Source organism: Commensalibacter intestini A911, assembly GCF_000231445.1.
GTDB lineage: Bacteria > Pseudomonadota > Alphaproteobacteria > Acetobacterales > Acetobacteraceae > Commensalibacter > Commensalibacter intestini.
Window position 1 is genome coordinate 906,212 of sequence record NZ_AGFR01000003.1, and the last position, 22,474, is coordinate 928,685.

A 22,474-nucleotide genomic window follows, 5' to 3' on the forward strand; every position below is an offset into this window, starting at 1 on the left:
TGATACAGTGAATTATACATATGTCCTACGATGTAGTTTAGCATTAAATGCTAATAATTATTTTAAAGAATACTTTGCTTTTCAATTATATGATAACTAATTGTTAAAAATATAATTATCTCTATAGTAGCCATCGATTACTATATGAGTCCTGTAATAAAGAGGTCAATAATGAGTTATTTCGCATTAGTTTTTCTTAAATTTATTGTCGGATTTATTATAGTAATTTGTTATTTCAACTACTCGGGAAAAACACAGATCTCTCAGATGTCCCCTATTGATTTAATTGGGAATTTTATTTTAGGTGGTATTATTGGGGGAGTAATCTATAGCGATACCATTCCATTATATACCTACGTTATAGTGCTGATTATTGGCACGTTTTTAATGCATTTATTAAATAAAGTAGCCAAAAAATTCGAGCTATTTAGGTCTTTTACATTAGGTGATCCGATTATTATTGTTAAAAATGGTCAGCTCATGGTTGACACCATTAATAATAAACAAAATAAAATCGATATTATTAATCTACTTTCTATTTTACATGCCAGAGGTATTGGCTCTATCCAAGAAGTCCATTACGCACAAGTAGAGCCCAATGGACAATTGACTATTATTGAAAAAGATCAAAATGAACCTTCTATTGTTTTGATCTTAAGAGGTGAAATCCAACGATTACCTTTCGAGCTACTTGAAACAGACGACCAATATATCTCTCACCTTTTAGAAAATAATCAGCTAAAGTTAGAAGAAATTTTTATTGCCGAATATTATAGTCATCGAATTATTATTACTTTAGATGATGGTAAAAAGATAACGGTTCCTGTAACTTTAAAATCTAAAGAACAATCATAATGCTCACTCTTATTGCTTTCTAAATTATTAAGATCATTTTGGTATAGACCCTATAATGTCCTCTTCACGTATTCTACCTGTTTTATTGCCATATCCTTTTAAGGAGCCTTTTTATTATCAAGTTCCACCAGAACTTGAATATGAAACATTTATTCCGGGAACATTAGTCATGGTTCCCCTTGGCAATAGAGAAGAAATCGGAGTTATATGGGAAAAACATCAACTCCCCAAAGGGATTTCTTTATCTGAAGAAGAACCTAAAAAAATTAAAAAGATAAAGCCTATTTTATCGACTTTATCCGTTCCACCACTTCCTGCCATTTTATTACAATTTATCGATTGGGTCGCTGCGTATACATTATCTTCTCCAGGCATGGTGCTGGCAATTGCTTTACGAGGCATTCAAACCTATGCCTCTACTAATACAGCAAAAACAGGATGGGTATTATCTGATTTATCAACGAATACTATTCGTATGACCCCTGCCCGTGAGAAAATTATCCAATTTCTAAAAGGTAAAGAAATCCCTTTCACGACTAAGTTTCTAAGCGAAGCATTGACTGTAACTTCCAGTGTTATTCAGGGTCTCGCAAAGGCAGGTATTCTTGAAGAAAGATTATTACCGTATCATTCTACTTTTTTAGAACCTAATCCTTCTTTCCATATTCCACAACTATCTGAAGATCAACAAGAAGCTGCTGACTTTTTAAGCGAGAAAGTCGAGGATAAACAGTTCTCTGTCACTCTATTACAAGGGGTTACGGGCTCTGGAAAAACAGAAGTATATATGCAGGCGATTGCGACTTGTATAGAACAAGAGCAACAAGTTTTAATCTTGCTCCCTGAAATTGCACTATCTTCACAATGGGTAGAACGCTTTGAAAAACGTTTTGGGGTTAAACCTGCCCTCTGGCATTCAGATTTGTCCAATAAGCAACGCAAATTGACATGGCAAGCTGTTATTAAAAATGAAGTTTCTGTGCTGGTCGGTGCCAGATCTGCTTTATTTCTTCCTTTTACCCATTTGGGGTTGATTATCATTGATGAAGAGCATGAGACCTCTTTTAAACAAGAGGAAGGAATTATTTATCACGCCAGAGACATGGCGATTGTGCGAGCTAGATTATCAAATTGTCCAGCAGTGCTTGTTTCAGCAACACCATCCCTTGAAACTTTAACCAATGCATATCATCATAAATACCATCATTTAACACTCAGTGCTCGTCATGGTGGGGCTTCTATGCCGGATGTGCAAGTCGTGGATTTAAGGGCAACCCCACCTCATCGAGGATTATTTTTATCGCCTCCGTTAATTACTGCCACTCAACAACGCTTAGAAAAAGGCGAGCAAGTTCTATTCTTTCTTAATCGTCGAGGTTATGCCCCCTTAACCCTTTGTCGTGCTTGTGGTCATCGATTAGAATGTCCTCATTGCTCGGCTTGGCTAGTCGAACACCGCAGCACTCAACGTTTAGTATGTCATCATTGTGATTATTTTATTCCTATTCCAAAAGAATGCCCGCATTGTAGTGCACCAGACAGTATGGTACCCATTGGCCCAGGAATAGAACGTATTACCGAGGAAGCACGAGCCACTTTTCCTGATGCCAAAATTCTTGTAATGTCAAGTGATAGCTTAACTAGCTCCAAAGCAACGGCTGAAGCTATTCGTCAGATTGACCAGAAAGAAGTTAACCTTATTATTGGTACTCAAATTGTCGCCAAAGGGTGGCATTTTCCATTTTTGACTTTAGTTGGGGTAATTGATGCTGACCTTGGATTAAGTGGCGCAGACTTAAGAGCCTCAGAGAAAACATTGCAGCTACTTCACCAAGTTGGTGGACGCGCAGGGCGAGCTCAATCCCCAGGGATTGTGATGTTACAAAGTTACTTATCAGATCACCCTGTGATGGAAACATTAGTCAAAGGAGACTTTAACGAATTTATGCTGCAAGAAGCTGCTGAACGTCAAATGGGGTTCTGGCCTCCTTATGGTCGTTTGGCTGCGATTATTGTCAGTGCGGACACGAATGAGGAAGCCATGCAAATTGCTTATGAGCTTGGACAGAATGCTCCTCAGATGGAAGGCGTCATAGTCCTCGGCCCTGCCCCTGCTCCTTTAGCTTTGCTACGAAATCGTTATCGACAACGATTATTACTCAGAACACAAAAGCATATTGCCATTCAGCCTATTTTACACCAATGGCTATCCAGTGTAAAAGCTAAGAAAAGCGTTAAGATTGATGTGGATATCGATCCAATTTCTTTTTTGTAAAATATTTATTCTTCAAAATTTCTAATTAAATTAATACATCTAATATCATTAAATAATCGTATTCTTTTTATTAAAAAAATGATAGTCTAACCTATTGTAATTAATAGAAAAACAATTATTAGGTATCATTTAATGAAAAATCAAAGCAACCCTGCAATACTTCGTCCTGGAACGACTATTGGTAGTATAGATGCAGAAAATGATGATAATTTTTTATTTGAATGTTTTGTAAAAAAATATGATTTAGATGAACTTTTAGACCAGAATTCTCCATATAGTATTATTTTAGGACGAACGGGATCAGGGAAAACAGCTATTGTTAAATATATACTAAGTTGTAAAGAAAAATCACAGGAAATAGACCTTGCTGATACATTTATGAACTATATTGCTAATTCTAATATAATTAAATTTTTAAATGATATTGGTTTAGATTTATCATTGCTATTTCAAACTCTTTGGAAGCACATACTATGTGTTGAATATATAAAAATAAAATGGAATATTACGCAACAACAAGAAAATAATAATTTTTTAACACGTATATTAAACAAATTTTCCAAAGAAAAAGGAAAGTTAGAAAGAATACAAAATTACCTTGATATGTGGGGAGGTGATTTTTGGTTGGAAACTGATGAAATTGTTAAAAATATAACACAAGAATACGAAAATAAATTTGAAGCAGAGCTTGGTGTAGATATTGCAAAAAAAGTAAAAATAAGCGGTAAATATGATAATAAATTAAAAGAAGAAAAAAAGGTAGATATCAAAAATAGAGTACAAAAAATTATCAGTTCTGACCAACTAAAATGCTTACAAAATTTAATTGATCTTCTAGCAAAAGAATCAAATGACCAGCGTTGTATTTACTTATTAATAGATAAACTTGATTCTAATTGGGTAGATATTCAGATTCGATTTAAATTAATTAAAGCTTTAATTGATGTTTTAAATAAATTTAGATCTATCGAAGATTTCAAAATTTTAGTTGCTATTAGAGAAGATGTTTTTGAGAAAACTATTCTTGAAACAAAAGATATAGATACACAAAGAGAAAAATTAGAAAGTATCTGTTTTCAATTAAGATGGGAAGAACATGAATTAAAAGAAATCGTTAATAAACGTATTGCATTGCTTTACAAACGCAAATATTCAAAAGATTTCATTAGTTATGATAATATTTTTATAGATAAAGTTGGGCAAAAAAAATCTTTTGATTATCTTATCAGTAAAACTTTCATGCGACCAAGAGATATTATAAGCTTTGTTAATGAATGCCTTTCCATATCCAATGGTAAAACACTGATTAGCGAAAAGAGTATTAGAATTGCAGAAACATTATATATAAAAAAAAGAATACAGGCTATAAAAGAGGAATGGTTCAGTATTTACCCTGAACTAGAAGAAATTATACAATTAGTACAATCTTTTGAAAGAAATAGACTTGAAATCAAAGATTTTATAGACAAATTCGATGATGCAATTATTACACTAGCATCACTATCGTATGAAAGTTATTTAATCAATGAGACAAAAAACTATTTAAACAATATCTCTCCACTAGCACCTCTCTTATTTACCAAACATATTATTGTATGTTTATTTAGGGTGGGCTTAATCAATGTAAAAAATAATAATAATTATCTACATTCTAATTCTAATCAAGGCATCATAAGTATTAGTGAAATCAATGAAAACACCTCTATAACTTTACACCCCATATTACAACAAAGACAGAAGTAATATATTAGTTATAATTTTCTTACGTTTTACCCATCACTTTATTCACATAGTCCCTAGGCGTAAATCCTAACCTTTGCTTAAAAACCGTCGTAAAGGCGCTGGGACTATCATATCCTACTTGTAAAGCAACCTGAGTAATCGGTTCGCCAGAAGTTAACAGTTCCAAAGCTACTTGCATGCGTTTTCTGCGTAGCCACTCGACAAAACTTAGCCCTGTTTGTCTATAAAATTGACGGGTTACCGTGCGATCACTCACTTTTAATCTCTTTGAAAAGTCAGCAACAGACCAAGGATAATCTAAATTTTCAGTAATATAATGACAGATTTCTTGATATTCTAACTCTTTGGGATAAGGCAATTCAAACGCGTATAAATCCGATAAAGAACGTAATTCATTTAAAAAGAGCTCAATCGTCCATTCTTCAATCGAATGTGGAAAATAATGACTATCCATTCCCACTAATTTTGGCATTAATGCGTGCATCAACGGCGAAACATTAACCACTTGTGTTTTATAAGGAAAATCAGCGCGAGCCAAAGGATCTACATAAATACTATAAAGTGCTGTGTCTCTTAACATAGTGAGCTTATGCATTGCCCCTGCAATGATCCATATCCCATCTTTTTCCGTGATGACAGAGCAGCTCTCTGGCGTTTCAACACGGATCAGCCCTTTTTTAATGACTAACAATTGCACACAATCATGACGATGGAACTCATCTTCGAAATGCTGGCTAGAAAACTGATATTCTTTAACGGATAAAAGAGACAAAATATGCCTACCATATTCATAAAATAGAAATAAAAATCATAAGATTATCTTATTTTACTGTAATTTCATCTCTAAAAATAGATCAAATTGTCCATTTTGAGCAAAAACCTGTCTGGGCTTCAAAAGCGAATCAAATTTACCTTGGTTATACTGATCTCAATCGTCACTATTAAAGACATTTTAAAAGGTAAATTCCAATGTTGACTAATCCAGAAACAAAATATCGTCCATTTAATGCTTTCCCATTCCCAGAGCGCACATGGCCAAACAAAACAATTACTCAAGCCCCTATTTGGTGTGCTGTGGATATGCGTGATGGCAACCAATCCTTAATCAACCCGATGGATCACGATCGTAAAATTAAATTCTTTAATTTGTTAATTGAATGTGGTTTCAAACAAATCGAAGTGGGCTTCCCATCTGCTTCAGACACTGAATTTAACTTTGTGCGTCATTTAATTGAAAATAACTTAATTCCTGATGATGTGACCATTCAAGTCTTAACCGCTGCTCGACCAGAATTGATTGAACGCACTTTTGAAGCATTAAAAGGTGCTAAAAAAGTTGTTATCCATGTTTATAATGCGATTGCAGAAATCTTTAGACGGATTGTCTTTAATAAATCTCAAGATGAGATTATTGAAATGTCTTGCAATGCTGCTCAATTAGTCAGTGATTTTTGTGAAAAAAATCCAGATACACATTGGACATTTGAATATTCACCAGAGAATTTTTCCTTAGCAGAAATGGATTTTGCTATCCGCATTTGTGAAGCTGTTACCAACGTATGGAAACCATCAGAACAAAGACCAATGATTATTAATTTGCCCAGTTCTGTTGAATCAAGCACACCAAATATCTTTGCAGATCAAATTGAATATTTTTGCACTCACTTTACACAACGTGACAAAGTTTGTATTAGCGTGCATCCTCACAATGATCGAGGCACAGCCATCGCCGCAGCAGAGCTTTCTTTATTAGCTGGCGCTGATCGCATCGAAGGATGCTTACTTGGAAATGGTGAGCGTACAGGCAATGTTGACTTGATTATCTTGGCATTGAATTTATATTCTCAAGGGATTAATCCCAATGTTGATTTTCATGATATAAAACATGTCGCAGCAGTTGTTAAAGAATGTAATGAACTTCCTGTACATCCAAGACATCCTTATGTCGGTGATTTAGTCTTTAGTGCTTTTTCTGGAAGCCATCAAGATGCGATCAAAAAAGGCTTCCAAACCCGTCAAAAACAAGAGCACTCATACTGGGAAATGCCTTATTTGCCAATTGACCCTGCAGATTTGGGGTGTAGTTATGAAGCCGTTATTCGCGTCAATAGTCAATCTGGGAAAAGTGGCTCTGCATGGGTTTTACAACAAAATCATGGGATTGAGTTACCTCCTCATTTACAACGTGAATTTAGTAATGTTATTCAAGAGAAAACGGATCAATCTGGACATGAATTAACTCCTGCTGAAATTTGGTCTACTTTCCGTGAAGAATATGGATTAACAGGACAAAATAAACTTACATTACAAGAGTTTAATGTTGAGCAAAACTCACCTAACAATACAAAGTTAAAACTAGCATTGAATATTGATGGTAAGAAAACAACCATGATTGGTGAAGGAAACGGGGTATTATCTGCTGGAACTGCAATCTTAAAAGAAAAAACACAAGTTGATTTCCGTATTGAAGAATATACAGAGCATACTTTAGGTAAAAGTAGCGATAGCCGTTCAATCAGCTATATTAAATGCTCTAATAAAAAAGGAGAAAGCTGTTGGGGTGTTGCTATTGATAACGATATTCTAGGCTCTTCTTTAAAGGCTTTATTAAATGCCGTTAGTAAATTTATAAAATAATATATTTCTCTTCTGAGCTCTTGATTAAAAATTATATTCATAAGCTCAGAGGATTTTTCATTATAAAACATATAATGCTTATCTATCTATCTATCTATCTATCTATCTATCTATCTATCTATCTATTTACTTACTTCTATAATTTTACAAATCTGAACTCTTGTAAAAAAAGAATATTGATATAATATTGCCACAATACATTGATAATGTTTCCGATAAATATATTTTATTCATTATATATGATCATATATTTTTCTATTTTTATTAAGTGATCCAGAGATAATATTTAAACAAAATAATTTTTTCTCGTATCTCTTCTTATTTTTATTATGGTAACTAGCTTATATTATGAAAGCTATATCCTTTTTTTTATTACTGGAGAAATCATGCCCGATGATATCACACCCCCTCTTTCTGATTCGTTAACAGAAGGACTGATGGATCGTAACAAAGAACTTTTAATTGTTACGCATAATGGGCGTTTTCATATTGACGATGTGTTTGCGTTTACAACTTTAGCTATTGCTTTGGATTTAGATAATCGCCCTTTTAAAGTTGAAAGAACACGCGATACTGAAATTATAGAAAAAGCAGATATCGTGTTTGATGTTGGTGGGATTTTTGATGGTAAACGCCGTTTTGACCATCACCAAATCGGCGCACCTGAACGTGATATTAAACAGACCCCTAAAGGGATCGAAGGAACTATTCCTTACAGCTCTGCCGGATTAATTTGGCGTGCTTTTGGATTGGATGTTATTCAAAAACTGGCACCTGATCTTGATGATAAGTCTCGTAAAATTGCACATAATGTCATCGAAAAATCATTAGTTATCCCTATCGATGCGATTGATAATGGTAAAATGCATCCAGAAAATGGATTAAATTTTTCATCTATTATTAACGTTTTTAATCCACCATGGGATACTGATGATTCTTCTACACAATTAGAACGTTTTTTTGAAGCATCCCAAATTGTTCGCACTGTTTTGATGTATCAATTAAACATCGAATTTGCTCGTTTAAGAGCGATTGGATGCACTCAAGAAGCTTATAAAAGTAGCCCTGATCAACGTATTTTAATGTTACCGCGCTGGATGCCTCATATTTATCCAATTTTTGCAAATGGCTGGGCTACACAGCTCGTGATTTATCCTGCTGAAAATGAATGGCGCATCGGAACTGTGCCTATTCGTATGCACGGAAATGATCGTCGTAAACTCTTCCCTGCCAGTTGGGGTGGATTAGAAGGCGAGGCTTTAGCCGCAGAAACAGGAATTCCTGGTTCTAAATTTGTTCATAAAGGCTTATTTATTGCCGTTACAGAAACAAAAGAAGCGGCGATTGCTTTGGCTGAAAAAACTTTAGGGGGCTAACCCTCAATAAAAAAAAGAGTTATTCAGTTTTATATTTTCTGAATAACTCTTAATAAAAATTATTTGTTTAAGCTAAGGCAAAGATATTTAATTTCTAAATAATCTTCAATTCCGTATTTAGAACCTTCACGACCTAATCCAGAAGCTTTAATCCCTCCGAATGGTGCCATTTCATTTGAAATAAGTCCTGTATTAATCCCAACCATTCCATATTCTAATTCTTCCGATACTTTAATAATTCTGGACATATCATTGGCAAAAATATAAGAAGCCAAACCAAATTCTGTATCATTCGCAAGATGAATAGCTTCATCCACAGTGTCAAATACAAAGATCGGTGCTAATGGACCAAAAGTTTCTTCTTTAGAAACAATTGCATTTTTAGGAACATTTGAAAGGATCGTTGGTTCAAAGAAGTTTCCACCCAATGCTTTACCACCAGAAATAATCTTTGCACCTTTTGAAACAGCATCTTCAATATGCTCTTTGATTTTATCAACAGCTTTTGAATCAATCATTGGCCCGATAGTAACACCTGCCTCGGTGCCATTTCCAATTTTCAATTTCTCAACAGCAACTTTTAATTTTTCAACAAAAGCTTCGTAAACGCCTCTTTGAACATAAAGACGATTAGCACAAACACAAGTTTGCCCTGCATTTCTATATTTAGAAACCATTGCACCTTCAACAGCTGCATCAAGATCGGCATCATCAAATACAATGAATGGTGCGTTTCCACCCAGTTCCATAGACATTTTCTTAACCGTAGCAGAACAAGCCTGCATTAAGTCCGCGCCAATCTCTGTAGACCCAGTAAAGGAGATCTTACGGACAATAGGATTACGACATAATTCATCACCAATCGCTTTTGCAGCACCTGTAACAATATTTAAAACACCTGCTGGAACACCTGCTTCTTCTGCTAATACTGCCAAAGCCAAAGCTGAATATGGGGTTGCGCTGGCTGGTTTTAAGACCATAGAACATCCAGCTGCCAAGGCTGCACCTGCTTTACGAGTAATCATTGCATTAGGAAAATTCCAAGGGGTAATAGCAGCCGTAACGCCAATGGGTTGCTTTAAGACCATCACCCTTTTATCATCCATATGACCAGGAATAACATCTCCATAGATACGTTTTGCTTCTTCCGCAAACCATTCTAAGTAAGAAGCACCATAAGCAATTTCACCTTTTGCTTCAGCCAAAGGTTTTCCTTGCTCTAAAGTTAATAACAACGCAAGGTCTTCTTGATTTTTTAAAAGAAGGTCATACCAACGACGTAAAATAGCAGAGCGTTCTTTTGCTGTTTTACGACGCCATGCAACTTGTGCTTTTTCTGCGACTTCGATTGCTTTACGTGTTTCATCTGTTCCCATTTTAGGTACAGTACCAATCACATCATTCGTCGCTGGGTTAGTCACATTGATCGTTTGACCATTATCGGCATCCAACCATTGACCATTAATATAGCATTGTTGACGAAATAAAGATGGATTTTTTAGATTCATAGTAACTTCTTTCTTGTTTAATCTTTGGTGTATGTAATTGGTTTTGGTTATCAAACTTATATCCAAAATAATTTATGTTGTTTTCTTAAAATTTAAAGTGATAACCTTTGTTAATTCCTAAAGAATAATATCCTATTCTAGCCATTAAACTTATAGATGATAAAATCACATTCAAGTGCGTTCTTTATTTCTATACAAAAAACTATTGTTTTTTACAAAAAGTGCCTATGATATAAAGTAAATTTATTTTATAAATAGACATGATAAATATATAATTTAAAACTACTTGCAAATAAAATGATTTTATTGTTATATATTTTGTAATAAAATTACATAAAATAACCATTTTAAGAAAGAAAATAAAATGTCTGCCGAAAAAATGCTTTCAATTGCATTTGAAAAAAATCCATCTCCTGCTTCTGCAGAACAAAGAAATACTATTTTACAAAACCCAGGTTTTGGTAAGAAATTTACAGACCATATGCTTTTAATTCGTTATAGTGAAGAAAAAGGATGGCACGATGCGCATATTAAACCTTATGGAAATATTACTTTAGATCCAGCACTTTGCGTGTTCCATTATGCTCAAGAAATTTTTGAAGGATTAAAAGCCTATAAAGCAAAAGATGGCCGTATTTTACTTTTCCGTCCAGAAGCAAATGCAAAACGTTTTATCAACTCTGCAAAACGTATGGCGATGGCACCTTTACCAGAAGAAATGTTCTTACAAGCAATTCATGAGTTTGTAAAAGTAGAAAAAGACTGGATTCCAGATCAATCTGTTGGCAGCCTATATCTTCGTCCATTTATGATCGCAAGTACTCCTTATCTTGGTGTGAAAGCATCTCCTGATTATTTGTTCATGTTGATTGCCTCCCCTGCTGGTTCTTATTTCTCTAAAGGTGCAAAACCAGTAACCGTATGGATTTCAGAATTCTATACACGTGCAGCTTCTGGTGGAACTGGCGAAGCAAAATGTGGTGGCAATTATGCTGCCAGCTTAATTGCTCAACAAGAAGCCACTCAAAATAATTGTGATCAGTTAGTATTCTTAGATGCTGCTGAACATAAATGGATCGAAGAAATGGGCGGAATGAACATTTTCTTTGTATTAGATGATGGCTCTTTATTAACCCCACCATTAGGTGGAACCATTCTTCCTGGCGTAACACGTAATTCTATTATTACAATGGCTAAAGAAAAAGGGATTACTGTTCGTGAAGAACGTTATGCTGCTGAACAATGGATTAAAGATATTCAAAGCGGTAAAGTTCGTGAGGTTTTTGCTTGTGGTACAGCAGCTGTTGTATCTCCAATTGGTTTTGTAAAAACCAAACAGGGTGAATACCAAATTAACGATGGTAACCCTGGAAAATTAACTCAAGAAATCCATAAAGCTCTTGTAGATATTCAATATGGTAATGCACCTGATATCCATAATTGGGTTCAAGAAGTTAAATAACACACTAATAAAAAGAGGCTTCTAACAGCCTCTTTTTTTATAGCAAGTTAATTTCAATTTATTTATAATCTTTAAAATTTGCATTCTTAATACATTGATGGAATTTAGCCAATATATTTGGTAACCCTGATAAATCAACAACCTTCACAGGGTTTTTCCCATATTCTAGCAAAGCAATTTGTCCATAAGATAATGCTTCTAATAAGCGTTTAAAATCTTGATCACTTAAACGATTCATAGACATATTTTGATCCATGGCCTGCATCGTAAATATGAAATGTTGCTTACCCACAGTAATGGCAAATCTTGTATCCGTTTTAGGTTGCAATTTTCCTTGCTTGCTCCATGTCAGTAACCCGACTTCATCATTGCTACTTTTAAACCCCAATGCCAAATCATTAGATAATGCAAAACAAGCCGTAACTTTCTGAGATTGAGCATCTTGATAATGAAAAGCAGACCAATTTCCATCTTTTGCATCAAGTTGATAAATCGGCTGTGCAGCACTAGCAATCAATGGAAAGATCAACCCAGCAGCAACTAAAATTATTTTTTTGATCATTATCAATACTCTATTTCATTTACCGTTTAAAAATACCAGGAACTCTATTCCCTGAAGGTCTATCATCATCATTATATAAACATCTGGCCTCTGTATCACTTACCCTCGTACAAACCTGTGTGCCTTGGACCAAGAAAAAGCTGCCATTACAATTTCCTGGCTGCTTAATAATCAATTGTTCTCCTTGGAAATACGCTGAAACTGGTCCATGACACGATGTATTATCTGATTTTACAATCGTTTGATTTCCATTCCCAGATTGATTAAAACAAACTTTCCAACTCTCCACAGGTGTCCATATTCCAGCACCTCTGGTAACAAGTTTTAAAGGGGTTGTTAAATGCCAACATCCATTTAACATCGATTTATCTTTTTTATCCCAAGCATCTTTTGGAAAATCAACTTTTTTTTGCGGTTGAGGCGTTGGCTTGGGTTGAGGAATCTCTTGTTGTTTAGGTGCTTCAATATTAGGAAGCTTCTCAATTGGAGGCACTGTAGGAACATCTGGCATTTTGGTGGCATCAGGTAAAACACCTAACTCTGGAGCATCTTGAGGTTTTAAAGGTTGTATAGATGGGATTTTACATTGTTGCTTAAGAACTTCCAAAGCATTCAATAAAGCGCCCTGTTTATTTGTGAGATCTTTATTCTGATCTTGCGTTTTTAATGCTTCCTCTACATCTTTCAGTAAAGGATAAGTTGCATAACAAGATTTGTTAGAATGATGATATATATTCCATAATAAAGAAGTTACAACACCTAAAAACAATGCAACTAAAGCTGTAATCCAAGGAAAATGAGACCATAATAAACGACGTGCCTGTTGAGTTATTTTAGTAGTATGATTAGCTAATGGATTATAAAACCCATTCACCTCACGATACCCCCATTTTGTTAGAACAGGACGACCATCAACAATATACACATCTTCTAATGATGGGAAACACCCACAAGCAGGCAAAGAACGTGATAAGAGTGAACGAGGATGAAGGCGCGCAGCAGAAGTGATATCAACTAATGTTGATTGTATAACCTGTAAAGCTTCTTTTTGTTTGACTTCAGATAAATCTTTCCAAGGCGTAAATTCTTTCCCTTCTGCATACCAATCGATTGTATTTTTCACCGTTTTAGGTTCAGCAAAAAGAAGCACATGCTGTGGGCTTACAAATTGAGATATTTCAGTGGTTAACTGAGTATATAAATTCGTTATTTCAAGCGTTATAGGAGTTATCTGATCAACTGAATGATGTGCTAAAATCAAACTCATATCCTAACTCCTTCGCGCTATCATTCTGTTGATCTTTTCTTTCATTTAACGCTTAAATGTGCCTGTAGATTGATGACCTTCAGCATCAATATAAGTACATTGAGCCTCTTTATCATTGACTCGATTACAGACATTCTTACCTGGAATTAAATGAAATGCTCCTTGACAATCAGTTGGTTGATTTAAAATCAATTGACTTCCTTGGAATTGAACATTCAAAGGCCCACTACAAGTACCACCATCTCTGCGGGTTAGCACCTGCTTTCCAACGCCATTTGAGTTAAAACATAAACTCCAATTGGTTACAGGCTGATGAGAAGACCCAAAAAAACGTTGTTCATAAAGCTCTAAATGTGTCGTTAACTTCCAACAGCCATCCAACATTGATTTATCTTTTTTATTCCATGAATCTTTGGATAAATCCCCTTGTTTATCTGGCTGAGGCGTTGGTTTAGGCTGAGGAATATCTTGTTTTTTAGGTGTTTCCTCATTCGGCAACCTCTCTGGCTCAGATACTGGAGGGACTTCTGGTGATTTTGGTTCTTCAGGTAAAGGAGCTAAATCTGGAACCTCAACAGGATTAAGCGGTTGCACAGGTGGAATTTTACATTGTTGCCTAAGAAGCTCCAAAGTCTTTAATAAATCATTACGTTTATTCGTTAGATCTTTATTTTGATCTTGTGCTTTTAACGCATCTTCAACATCTTTAACCAAAGGATAAGTCGCATAACAAACTTTGTCTGAATGATGATACATATTCCATAATAAAGAAGTTAAAACACCTAAAAACAATGCGACTAAAGCCGTTATCCAAGGGAAATTTAGCCATTTATTTGATCTTTTGGGTTGAACAGAGACAAGCATCGAGGCCAAAGGATCATAACTTCCCTTTTCCCCAGCATATCCCCATCCTGTTAACACAGGTTTTCCATCAACAGCATATAAATGATCTAAATCTGGAATTTGACGATACTGATCAAAATGCTGGGCCATCAACGATTTTGGATGATCCTGCATTTGTTGCTGAATATCAGATAAGATCGATTGCGTTGCTTTTAATAAAGATTCTTGTTGTGTCGAGTTTAGTTTATTCCAAGGAGTAAAATCCTGTCCCTCGGCACTCCAACGAACCACATCATTAGTATATTCTGGACGCGCAAAGATTACTGCATGCTCTGGCCCAACAATGCTAGATACCTCATGCGCTAAACGATCATATAGTCCAACTTCTCTATCACATAGTGAGGTGAGCTGTTGGATATTTTGTCTGCTTAAAACAACAACCATTCTATATGTTTCCTCTGGCAGACAAAGAACGCTTTCTGGCTGCTATTCCGATTAAAGGAAGCAAGAGTAACAATAGAATTAATGGACCTATCCAGTAATAACGACAATATTGAACGGGAATTAACCCTTCCCACCAAGGAAGAATAGCCAAGAGTAACAATAATAAAAGCCCCAACAACCAAGGCCAATAAGATACTATTCCTTGATTTTTTGTTGGCAACATTGGCGCAGGCAAGATAGACATCGATCTATTCCCTTGCTGAGCCCCTTTTGCTGAAACAACTCCCCCTTTATTTTCAGCCTCATTAGATTGATGTCCCCACGCAACCAATGCTGGGCCATAAGGTGTTTCAATAATATAATCATCTGTTGGATAGCTTAATGCTTGCTCTAATAACGCCCCTTTTTGTCTTTGCACAACATCAGAAGACTGTGCCATTGTTTGAGCCAATTGCTTGCCTTGAGCAATTAAAGAGTGAGCATTTTGTAAAAGCACATCTCTTGAGACAGATGGTGTTGTAGCTGACTGCAAATCAGAAGGTAAATACCAATCGACCTCACCTCTTTGTCGATCAATTACAGGCTCTAGCAATAATCCTGCACATTGAGGGCTCACACCATGCTTTAAAATTTGAGACAATACTTCCCATTGTTCTAAAACGAGCTGCCCACCAACACCTAGCGGTTGAACCGAATTAAAATTTGTTGTGGTAACAGGTTTCCCAGGAATAAATTGTAAATTCATGGCTTATCTCCCTGAGAAGTAGAGGATTGTTCTGTTTTTTGCTCCGTAGTCGCAGGCTGTTTTGTATCCTCTTTAGGTTTCGTTGCGTCTGCTTTCTGATCTGGTGTTGATTGACTTCCTTGAGTCTTGTCGTCTTTTGTAGGCGTTGTATTCGGAGCTGCTGCTGGTTGTTTATCTCCGTCTACATTTCCTGTTGGTATGCCGTCTTTACAAGCTCCAGATTGGACTTGAATAGGAATATTTGCCCCTTGTAATGCCTTCACAATTGAATCTGATTTTTGAGCATAATTACTGTGAGATGAAGTTTCACTATCCATTGTTACAAAGGTATTTACCCCAACGACGCGTCCACATAAATCGACTAACTCGCCACCAGAATTTCCTGGTGAAACAGCTGCACTATGAGGCATAATTTTCTCACCTTTGGAGTTTTCTTGGATCGCATTAATCTCGCCTTTTGTTAAGATAACACCAGGGATTGCATTCACATCTCCTTGAGCAAGACGTTTTAAAGCACCGTCTTGACGAATAATAATGCCAGGATAACCTGCCGCTACAACGGTTTGTAAAGGTTGAGCCTCCAAAGAAAAACTTAAAGGTTGTTGAGGTGGTGCATCTTCTACCTTTAAAACAGCCAAATCAAATGAATTGACATCACTAGAGGGGCTACTAATAGAAACAACATGTGCTTTTTTAAATTGGCCAAGGGTCTTATTCGTTACAAGGACAGTTCCGTCTGAGCCTTCGACAACATGACGATTAGTAACAATTGTATCTGGCGTTACAAAGAAACCACTGCCCGCAGCAATCGCATCCTCACCATTATCATCTTTTGTTTTAACTAAAATAAAGACTGTGCTTTTTTCCAATAAATCAGGCAGGCTTCCTTGGAAATTTTTACCATCTGATTTCATCGGTGCAGAAGAGTTATCAAGGCTTTTATTTAACTCTGGCGCACCTCTATTTTTGCCTAAATCACAAGGAGGATTTTTTAATAAGTCTTCTAACTTTTTAATTTCATCTTCTAATACTTTATTCTTTTGATCTATTTCTGGCTTTTTACGAACAAGATCTTGAGCTTCCATGACTGGAACTTTTGCAATTTTAGTCGGGCGCTCTGCATATAAAATACGCCATCCCAACAATAACCCAATAATAAAGAACAAAATTGCAGCGACTAATCTCGTTAAAAATACCGGCATTCCTCCCATAGAGCGCTTAGGAGCATTCATTATATTTCCTGTCGTTGGAGGTATTATCGTGTTTGTTGCAGATAGTTGGGCTGAATTGGATACAGGATCAGAATTTTGATCATTACTTGTTTCTGGCGTTACTGGTGATAATGGGAAAAGAGATAGACCTGATGCATCATTACCTGATGAAGCGTTGACTCCCCATCCTTTTAAAACAATTTTATCATCTGCAATCAGAATATCTTGTTTATTTTGAACGTGCAAAGCTGCATTTAATAATGTGCTTTCGGCACTCCCGGCAGGATAAGCTTGAGATAAAGACGTTACTGCATCAGCAAGTTTTTGATCAATCAAACTTTGCTGACTATCAAGTGGTATCGTAGGCTCTGTCTTGGTATCAGCATACCAACTGATAAACGAACTTTCAGGATCTTTATTATCAGTAATCGTCGGTTCAGCTAAATAAATAGACGGGCAATGTTTTTGTAAAATCTGTGTCAGTTGACCATATTGTTCATAAATAGAACAGCCATTAATGACAAAATCTTCTGATGAATGAAAGCCTGTTTTTCCAAGAAGGTAGAGCGCCATTATATTCTCAATGTAAATAGTACAAAATTATTGTTACTTTAGTCTATTCTTTCCCTATTGCCAAGCACTCTTCCTTTCTCTAAAAAACCTTTAAAACTATTGATAAATAACAGACTTGATAATCTAAAGTTTACGATTACAATACGTTTCAGGTGCTATTGATAAAATAAAGATCCTTACCAATGAAATTATATAAATTTGCCTCGATTTTTACGCTTACTTTTTGTTCAATAACGAGCATCAGTTATGCACAAGATACGCCATTACCTTCCCTAGCCATACGTTCTTTACAAACAAGAGAATTTACAGAGCTCAGTAAAGATCAAGCCATTGCGGTTGGTCTGGCCACTTTTCAAGATTTAGGATTTATTATTACCGAGACTTCTGCACCGTTGGGGTTTATCAAAGCAAACCAAACGCGTCCTGATGATAATATGATTATTCAAGCAACCTTGACGTTAATTCCTGATCCAACCAAAAATAATACAATAACGGCGAGACTATCTCTCAGCACTGCCCCTTTTTATACGGGTGAAGAAGGTGCTAATCTTGCAGGACAACTCCCTCGGCAATCCACAATGCTGAAAACACCTAAGCTCTATCAACAATTCTTTCAAGCATTTTCCAATGCGATTCAATTAAAGAAAGCTTTGTAGATTATGAATAAAATATCATCAACTCTAACAGTCATCTCAATGAGTTTATTATTATGTGTTACGGCTTGTACAGATAATAATGCCTCTACGCCGACACCTGCTTCACAAAAAAGAATAAATCAAACACGTTCGTTTAATGCGCCAAATCAAAATGTCTTGTTACAAGCTGTTTTAGCAACCTTACAAGATCAAGGATATAATATCGTCAGAGCCAATAGTAATAATGCAGAAATTACAGCGCAACGTGATGGTGATATTTTAATTAGTGTGATTGTTTATCCTACAGGAAAGCAACAATTTTCTGTTCGTGCCAATGCGCAACATTTTGTTGGCAATAATGGTTTTTTCAGTAATAACCAAACAGGATATGAAGTCATCATGGATCCTGTATTCTATCAAAAAGAATTTTTTGATCCTTTATCTAAATCTTTATTTTTACAAAAAGAAAATCTTTCTAATTAATCTATTTCATCTTAAAATAAATCATAATTATTTACATTCTCAGAGAGCCACCCATGCGTGCTTTAAAATATGCGATTTTTCCAATTTTAACTCTTTTTACTGCGTGCCAATCTGCACCTAAACAAATCAATGATGTACAAGCAGCTCAAAATGCTGATGCTCATTTAACATTAGGTACCATTGAAAGTCAGCTTCATAATGGAATGAGTAGTGCTGCCGTCATTGAAACTTTTGGCCCTCCTAATATTGTCACAACAGATGATCAACGCCGTGAAGTATGGGTTTATGACCGTATTTCTACCATGCGTGCGCATACAAAATCAGGTGGATGGGCAACGATCTTACTCTTGGGGTTAGATAATAGTGCAAACACAACCAGTGTTTCTCAACGCACATTGACCTTGATTGTTAAATTTAACGACCAAAAACAAGTTAGAGATTTCTCTTATCGATATAGTAATTTCTAAGATGTCTCTTTACTATAAACGTCTTAATTACTCATTCATTACAATTCTTTGTGGAGTAGCTTTGGCGTTTCCTATACCCTCGGTATTTGCTCAAACCTCTCAAACATTGTCTCTTAGAGCGATCCAAACACGTTCTTTTGAAACAACGAATATGCCTAAAATGCTTCAAAATATAGCCTCAACTTTACAAGATATGGGTTATATTATTGGACGTATTGATAATCAAATCGGTTTTATTAACGCAACACAATTTGCAGATAACGTAACAGAAATAACCGTTAATATACAACCACAACCTCATTCAATGATTGTTCGAGTTTCTGCACGTCGAAATAATATACCAATGGATAATGATCCTGTTTTCTATCAGGATTTTTTTAATCATTTATCCCAAGCCTCGTTTTTAAATACCAATTCGATTTATTAGTCACACTCGTAATAAAACACTCCCCACCCCTTATTCTTTATGGCAAAATATTATATAAACAAAATATCTTTATTTTTGTTTGGAATATTGTCATGAAAAATCCGCTTTATATTGTTTGTGCTTCCTCTTTATCTTTATTCTGTGCCCCCGATAGTTTTGCTGAAAATACAGACCATAAAAGTGGATTTTATGTGACTGGGAAAGTTGGAGCTTCTGTTTTACAACAAAAAAACCAAAAATATTTGGGACGTTATCAATATTATATGTCTAATACCAATACTGATTCATATGATCTTTATAATTATAGTTATGATGGTAAAGCCAATGGTACACATAGCAATGCAAGATTAGGTGGCGGTATTGCTGTTGGTTATAATTTTGATAATTATTTTCATGTTCCAGTACGTACTGAAATTGATGTAATGGCACGCATGAGAGACAGCTCTAACTACCTCAGTGGTCGCCAAACCTATAATTACTCTTGGATGGCAAAAACAACTGATGAGCAACATGTTAATAATAAAGTTCAATTGAATACATTCATGTTTAACGCTTTTTATGATTTTAAAAACAAATCCGCTTTTACCCCATATATTATGGCAGGCGTTGGTTTAGGATCATTTAAACACACATCAATACTCAACAATTCAGAAACAATATATGATACCTCTGATGAACCAATTAATTATTCAGAGTCAAAATCAAGAAAATCACGTACCGCAAATAATTTTGCTTGGAATGCCGGTGCTGGGGTTCGATATAAAATCAATGAAGATTTTGACTTAGATTTTAGCTACCGATATTTAGATGCAGGAAAATCATCCATGACTACATGGAGTGGCTCTACAGCATATTATTACATAGGCGGTTATGAGAAATCAAAAACAAAAGTAGTAAGCCAAGACATGATGCTTGGGCTAACTTATAATTTCTAAGATAGATTCTTGGACAATGTTTCAAAGAAACGTTGATATATATTTGGATCCTCTACAGGATATTGATTATATCGTGCGTTCATACGAATGATACTGCCATTTGTGGGTAAATGTTCAATAATAACATTTACCTGCATAATATGATCATTTTGTAATTGCATTGCCTCAATTAAACCCAGCTGCGTATCCACACGAATCACTTGAAAATCTAAACCTGCCAATGTTTTCATCACAGATTGCAACAATATTGTTTGATCTGTTTGACTAAATTGCTTGCTTTGCATAACTCTTAATTGTGAAGGTGGTGCTTTCGTTAATTGCAAATCTTCAGGAGAATAAGAGGTGCTACAGCCAAGAAGCATCATGATACTTAAAAAACTGCCACATAAGTTAAATTTATTCATGGATGATCCTCTAAGTATAATGCTTTAGACACCGATTCAAAAAACTTTTGATAAATTGTTGCATCTTTAATCAGCCAGACTTCGTTCAGCATGCCTGTATTTAAGAAACTACGTAACTCCACAGACACATGCATCTCATATCCCTTTTTATCAGCAACAGGATAAATCACAACCGATATCGATCCAATCTGACGTTGTACATAAGGAATGTCAGGACTATCCCCAAAAGATAAAAAAGGCCCAAAGGATACTCCAAAGCCAGTAGAAGAGCTTCCGATCCCTCCTCCCGCAATTGGAAATCCAAACAAACGAACCGGGGCTCCTAACTCGTTGGTTTGATCCGCAAAGATCATTCCAGCTTGTGCATTTGCCTCACGAATCGTATAATGCTGATCTTGAATCACATTCATCGCAGCACGAATTAATGTATCGGGTTGATCGATCTCGAAAAAACGCGTTTGCATTGACTGTCGAGCTAATCGCTCTGGTGTCATGGTGACGGTATCTAATTTCGGAGTAGAGCTTAATCCACAACCGGACAGCAAAAATAAAAAGAAAATACTTACTCCAAAATAAGATTTAGTCTTAAAATATTTTTGCATACTCAGCATGTTTTATACATTCCATCCGCGTTTATCGAATAAATACTAAAATAAACGATATCAGCATAATTAAAAATAAAATAATTTTATAAAGAAAAAATATTCTTTATATATTTACTTTCTTTCTGCGTTATTTTTTTATAGGTTAAGACCTTTCATTATCACTTCATATTAAGATTAACGATGGCAAATCCTTCTCCTTCATTTTCTTTTGATATTCGTGCTGGCACTATTATTGATGCTACAGCTAACTCCTCTCTTGGAAGTTATTTGTTAAAAGTAAATTTTGGTTCAATTATAGGGATCAGAACATGCGTATTACATACGGCTCCGCATATTCGTGCGGAATCCCTCTTGGAAAAACATGTCTGTGCCATTATTAACTTTCCTGAATATAAAAAAAATATCAAAACACTAAATACAATATTACTTTGTATGCCTGATACTCATGGACATTATGTCCCCATTCAACCTGATCATTGTATCCCTAACGGAGGTTCCCTTTTTTCATGACAACTCAATATTTGACCATTTCATGGGATCAACTTCACCGAGATGCCCGTATTCTTTGTGAACGCCTTAGCAATAAAAAAATCAAAGGAATTGTCGCCGTTACCAGAGGTGGAATGGTGCCCGCAGCAATTATTGCTCGTGAGTTAGAATGTCGCCTCATCGAAACTGTTTCAATCATCAGCTATGATGAGGAAAAACAAGGTGAATTGAAAATCATCAAATCACCAACCGTTGCAGGTGACGGTGAAGGATTCTTAATCGTTGATGATTTAGTTGATTCGGGGATTACGGCAAAAGCAATCCGTAAATTACTTCCAAAAGCATATTTTGTTTGTTTATATGCAAAACCTGCTGGAAAACCTTGCACTGATGACTTTATTATGGAAGTTCAACAAGATACATGGATTTTATTTCCATGGGATTCTGCTCCAGCCTTTGCTCCACCCCTCGTAAAAAATCAAAAATAAAAAAAAATGAAAATTTTTAATAAAAAACACTTGCGTTCTT

General features: G+C 35.5%; 22 protein-coding genes. 13 read left to right on the forward strand and 9 right to left on the reverse strand.

Going from position 1 to position 22,474, the window contains the following annotated elements:
- The first annotated feature begins 171 nt into the window (after positions 1-171).
- The 3 genes from CIN_RS04485 (at position 172) to CIN_RS04495 (ending at position 4,873) form a co-directional block, all read left to right on the forward strand.
- Positions 172-855: a YetF domain-containing protein gene (locus CIN_RS04485; protein WP_050798335.1), complete on the forward strand. Its 684-nt coding sequence runs from the start codon at positions 172-174 to the stop codon at positions 853-855.
- Between the two features lie 55 nt (positions 856-910).
- The gene (locus CIN_RS04490; protein ID WP_008853875.1) at positions 911-3,130 is read left to right on the forward strand and encodes a primosomal protein N'; all 2,220 of its coding nucleotides are present in this window, start codon (positions 911-913) and stop codon (positions 3,128-3,130) included.
- Positions 3,131-3,262: 132 nt separating this feature from the next.
- Positions 3,263-4,873 (forward strand): P-loop ATPase, Sll1717 family, encoded by a 1,611-nt coding sequence (locus tag CIN_RS04495; protein WP_008853876.1) that lies wholly within the window; start codon positions 3,263-3,265, stop codon positions 4,871-4,873.
- Between the two features lie 19 nt (positions 4,874-4,892).
- On the opposite strand, the gene CIN_RS04500 is transcribed toward CIN_RS04495, so the two are convergent.
- Positions 4,893-5,645: an AraC family transcriptional regulator gene (locus tag CIN_RS04500; RefSeq protein ID WP_050798336.1), complete on the reverse strand. Its 753-nt coding sequence runs from the start codon at positions 5,643-5,645 to the stop codon at positions 4,893-4,895.
- A gap of 197 nt (positions 5,646-5,842) precedes the next feature.
- Here CIN_RS04500 and leuA point away from each other — a divergent pair, with 197 nt between their 5' ends.
- Positions 5,843-7,510: a 2-isopropylmalate synthase gene (gene leuA, locus CIN_RS04505; RefSeq protein WP_008853878.1), complete on the forward strand. Its 1,668-nt coding sequence runs from the start codon at positions 5,843-5,845 to the stop codon at positions 7,508-7,510.
- A 386-nt stretch (positions 7,511-7,896) separates the two neighbouring features.
- A complete protein-coding gene (locus CIN_RS04510; protein ID WP_040363782.1) occupies positions 7,897-8,886 on the forward strand; it encodes an MYG1 family protein in 990 nt (329 codons plus the stop codon).
- Between the two features lie 59 nt (positions 8,887-8,945).
- Here the strand turns inward: CIN_RS04510 and gabD are convergent, their stop codons facing one another.
- On the reverse strand, positions 8,946-10,394 hold the full coding sequence (gabD, locus tag CIN_RS04515) for an NADP-dependent succinate-semialdehyde dehydrogenase (RefSeq protein ID WP_008853880.1): 1,449 nt from the start codon (positions 10,392-10,394) through the stop codon (positions 8,946-8,948).
- Between the two features lie 364 nt (positions 10,395-10,758).
- On the opposite strand from gabD, the gene CIN_RS04520 reads away from it, so the two are divergent.
- Positions 10,759-11,856, forward strand: a complete 1,098-nt coding sequence (locus CIN_RS04520) for a branched-chain amino acid aminotransferase (RefSeq protein ID WP_008853881.1) — start codon at positions 10,759-10,761, stop codon at positions 11,854-11,856.
- Between the two features lie 58 nt (positions 11,857-11,914).
- Here the strand turns inward: CIN_RS04520 and CIN_RS04525 are convergent, their stop codons facing one another.
- The 5 genes from CIN_RS04525 to CIN_RS04545 are packed head-to-tail and all read right to left on the reverse strand — an operon-like array spanning position 11,915 to position 17,501.
- Positions 11,915-12,418, reverse strand: a complete 504-nt coding sequence (locus CIN_RS04525; RefSeq protein ID WP_008853882.1) for a hypothetical protein — start codon at positions 12,416-12,418, stop codon at positions 11,915-11,917.
- A gap of 19 nt (positions 12,419-12,437) precedes the next feature.
- Positions 12,438-13,685, reverse strand: a complete 1,248-nt coding sequence (locus CIN_RS04530; protein ID WP_040363783.1) for a hypothetical protein — start codon at positions 13,683-13,685, stop codon at positions 12,438-12,440.
- Positions 13,686-13,730: 45 nt separating this feature from the next.
- Entirely contained in the window at positions 13,731-14,972 is a 1,242-nt protein-coding gene (locus CIN_RS04535; RefSeq protein ID WP_008853884.1) for a hypothetical protein, read from the reverse strand.
- 1 nt (position 14,973) lies between these two features.
- A complete protein-coding gene (locus CIN_RS04540; RefSeq protein WP_008853885.1) occupies positions 14,974-15,717 on the reverse strand; it encodes a hypothetical protein in 744 nt (247 codons plus the stop codon).
- Complete coding sequence (locus tag CIN_RS04545; RefSeq protein ID WP_008853886.1) at positions 15,714-17,501, reverse strand: S1 family peptidase; 1,788 nt, start codon at positions 17,499-17,501, stop codon at positions 15,714-15,716. Before CIN_RS04545 ends, CIN_RS04540 begins: the two co-directional genes overlap by 4 nt.
- Before the next feature lie 182 nt (positions 17,502-17,683).
- On the opposite strand from CIN_RS04545, the gene CIN_RS04550 reads away from it, so the two are divergent.
- The 5 genes from CIN_RS04550 to CIN_RS04570 all read left to right on the forward strand — a co-directional run bounded on the left by CIN_RS04550 (position 17,684) and on the right by CIN_RS04570 (position 20,448).
- A complete protein-coding gene (locus CIN_RS04550) occupies positions 17,684-18,157 on the forward strand; it encodes a hypothetical protein (protein WP_008853887.1) in 474 nt (157 codons plus the stop codon).
- A gap of 3 nt (positions 18,158-18,160) precedes the next feature.
- Positions 18,161-18,619, forward strand: coding sequence for a hypothetical protein (locus CIN_RS04555; protein WP_139016931.1), 459 nt, complete (start codon positions 18,161-18,163; stop codon positions 18,617-18,619).
- Positions 18,620-18,672: 53 nt separating this feature from the next.
- Positions 18,673-19,086, forward strand: coding sequence for a hypothetical protein (locus CIN_RS04560; RefSeq protein ID WP_008853889.1), 414 nt, complete (start codon positions 18,673-18,675; stop codon positions 19,084-19,086).
- A gap of 1 nt (position 19,087) precedes the next feature.
- The gene (locus CIN_RS04565) at positions 19,088-19,513 is read left to right on the forward strand and encodes a hypothetical protein (RefSeq protein WP_040363784.1); all 426 of its coding nucleotides are present in this window, start codon (positions 19,088-19,090) and stop codon (positions 19,511-19,513) included.
- Between the two features lie 92 nt (positions 19,514-19,605).
- Positions 19,606-20,448 (forward strand): outer membrane protein, encoded by an 843-nt coding sequence (locus CIN_RS04570; protein WP_008853891.1) that lies wholly within the window; start codon positions 19,606-19,608, stop codon positions 20,446-20,448.
- On the opposite strand, the gene CIN_RS04575 is transcribed toward CIN_RS04570, so the two are convergent.
- Together CIN_RS04575 and CIN_RS04580 are read right to left on the reverse strand one after the other, a co-directional pair.
- Positions 20,445-20,852 (reverse strand): hypothetical protein, encoded by a 408-nt coding sequence (locus tag CIN_RS04575; RefSeq protein WP_040363785.1) that lies wholly within the window; start codon positions 20,850-20,852, stop codon positions 20,445-20,447. The genes CIN_RS04570 and CIN_RS04575 overlap by 4 nt on opposite strands.
- The gene (locus CIN_RS04580; RefSeq protein WP_040363786.1) at positions 20,849-21,463 is read right to left on the reverse strand and encodes a hypothetical protein; all 615 of its coding nucleotides are present in this window, start codon (positions 21,461-21,463) and stop codon (positions 20,849-20,851) included. Before CIN_RS04580 ends, CIN_RS04575 begins: the two co-directional genes overlap by 4 nt.
- A gap of 174 nt (positions 21,464-21,637) precedes the next feature.
- Between CIN_RS04580 and CIN_RS04585 the strand changes: the two genes are divergently transcribed.
- Together CIN_RS04585 and gpt are read left to right on the forward strand one after the other, a co-directional pair.
- The gene (locus tag CIN_RS04585; RefSeq protein WP_008853894.1) at positions 21,638-21,967 is read left to right on the forward strand and encodes a hypothetical protein; all 330 of its coding nucleotides are present in this window, start codon (positions 21,638-21,640) and stop codon (positions 21,965-21,967) included.
- Positions 21,964-22,434 carry a xanthine phosphoribosyltransferase gene (gpt, locus tag CIN_RS04590; RefSeq protein WP_008853895.1) on the forward strand — a complete coding sequence of 157 codons (471 nt, stop codon included), beginning with the start codon at positions 21,964-21,966 and terminating at the stop codon, positions 22,432-22,434. The genes CIN_RS04585 and gpt overlap by 4 nt, the downstream gene beginning before the upstream one ends.
- Positions 22,435-22,474 lie beyond the last annotated feature (40 nt).

Coding starts and splice junctions, on each gene's coding strand:
- CIN_RS04485 (WP_050798335.1), top strand. CDS start 172: ATGAGTTATTTCGCATTAGTTTTTCTTAAATTTATTGTCGGATTTATT.
- CIN_RS04490 (WP_008853875.1), top strand. CDS start 911: ATGTCCTCTTCACGTATTCTACCTGTTTTATTGCCATATCCTTTTAAG.
- CIN_RS04495 (WP_008853876.1), top strand. CDS start 3,263: ATGAAAAATCAAAGCAACCCTGCAATACTTCGTCCTGGAACGACTATT.
- leuA (WP_008853878.1), top strand. CDS start 5,843: ATGTTGACTAATCCAGAAACAAAATATCGTCCATTTAATGCTTTCCCA.
- CIN_RS04510 (WP_040363782.1), top strand. CDS start 7,897: ATGCCCGATGATATCACACCCCCTCTTTCTGATTCGTTAACAGAAGGA.
- gabD (WP_008853880.1), bottom strand. CDS start 10,394: ATGAATCTAAAAAATCCATCTTTATTTCGTCAACAATGCTATATTAAT.
- CIN_RS04520 (WP_008853881.1), top strand. CDS start 10,759: ATGTCTGCCGAAAAAATGCTTTCAATTGCATTTGAAAAAAATCCATCT.
- CIN_RS04525 (WP_008853882.1), bottom strand. CDS start 12,418: ATGATCAAAAAAATAATTTTAGTTGCTGCTGGGTTGATCTTTCCATTG.
- CIN_RS04530 (WP_040363783.1), bottom strand. CDS start 13,685: ATGAGTTTGATTTTAGCACATCATTCAGTTGATCAGATAACTCCTATA.
- CIN_RS04535 (WP_008853884.1), bottom strand. CDS start 14,972: ATGGTTGTTGTTTTAAGCAGACAAAATATCCAACAGCTCACCTCACTA.
- CIN_RS04540 (WP_008853885.1), bottom strand. CDS start 15,717: ATGAATTTACAATTTATTCCTGGGAAACCTGTTACCACAACAAATTTT.
- CIN_RS04545 (WP_008853886.1), bottom strand. CDS start 17,501: ATGGCGCTCTACCTTCTTGGAAAAACAGGCTTTCATTCATCAGAAGAT.
- CIN_RS04550 (WP_008853887.1), top strand. CDS start 17,684: ATGAAATTATATAAATTTGCCTCGATTTTTACGCTTACTTTTTGTTCA.
- CIN_RS04555 (WP_139016931.1), top strand. CDS start 18,161: ATGAATAAAATATCATCAACTCTAACAGTCATCTCAATGAGTTTATTA.
- CIN_RS04560 (WP_008853889.1), top strand. CDS start 18,673: ATGCGTGCTTTAAAATATGCGATTTTTCCAATTTTAACTCTTTTTACT.
- CIN_RS04565 (WP_040363784.1), top strand. CDS start 19,088: ATGTCTCTTTACTATAAACGTCTTAATTACTCATTCATTACAATTCTT.
- CIN_RS04570 (WP_008853891.1), top strand. CDS start 19,606: ATGAAAAATCCGCTTTATATTGTTTGTGCTTCCTCTTTATCTTTATTC.
- CIN_RS04575 (WP_040363785.1), bottom strand. CDS start 20,852: ATGAATAAATTTAACTTATGTGGCAGTTTTTTAAGTATCATGATGCTT.
- CIN_RS04580 (WP_040363786.1), bottom strand. CDS start 21,463: ATGCTGAGTATGCAAAAATATTTTAAGACTAAATCTTATTTTGGAGTA.
- CIN_RS04585 (WP_008853894.1), top strand. CDS start 21,638: ATGGCAAATCCTTCTCCTTCATTTTCTTTTGATATTCGTGCTGGCACT.
- gpt (WP_008853895.1), top strand. CDS start 21,964: ATGACAACTCAATATTTGACCATTTCATGGGATCAACTTCACCGAGAT.